This window comes from Vibrio sp. 811 (genome assembly GCF_033339195.1).
This window is the reverse complement of the sequence record NZ_JAWOUB010000495.1, coordinates 1-654: the sequence shown is the minus strand read 5'-3', so window position 1 is coordinate 654 and position 654 is coordinate 1. Positions and strand designations below refer to the sequence as shown.

The following is a 654-nucleotide window of genomic DNA, read 5'->3' as shown; positions in this document are numbered from 1 at the left end:
TTCTCTAGTGAACGGAAAATCGTCGCGGTATCAATCGGCTTAATACTTGCCAGATCAATGACTTCGACTTCGATCCCTTGGCTTGATAGGGTTTGCGCAGCTTGGAGAGAATCAACAACACATGCTCCCCATGTCACGAGCGTAATATCTCGACCTTTGCGCAGCGTAAAACAAGTGTCTAACGGCAATGCTTCCCCGTTATCAATCACTTCGGATTTAACGGTGCGATAGATGCGTTTGGGTTCAAAGAACATCACTGGATCGTTACTGCGAATGGCAGCAAGCAGCAAACCGTAAGCACGCTGAGGGGAAGATGGAATCACCACTTTAAAGCCTGCGGTATGTGCAAACAGTGCTTCAATGCTTTCTGAGTGGTGTTCCGGCGCGTGAATGCCGCCACCAAAAGGCGCGCGGAATACAGCCGGACAAGTGAGGCGTCCACGAGTACAGTTACGCATCCTGGCGGCGTGACACATTAGGTGCTCCATAGCCGGGAAGACGAAACCTTGGAACTGAAATTCTGCAACAGGGCGTAAACCTTGAGTTGCCATGCCCACTGCAACGCCGCCGATTAAGGCTTCTGCAAGCGGAGTATCGATGACGCGTTTTAGTCCATACTTTTGTTTGAGCCCGACGGTTGCGCGGAATACGCCG

General features: G+C 51.4%; 1 protein-coding gene. It reads right to left on the bottom strand.

The genetic code is table 11. The annotated features are described in order from the left end of the window. Positions 1-654 (bottom strand): alpha-ketoacid dehydrogenase subunit beta (locus tag R7Q46_RS27695; protein WP_318078356.1); only part of this gene is annotated, 654 nt, incomplete at both ends.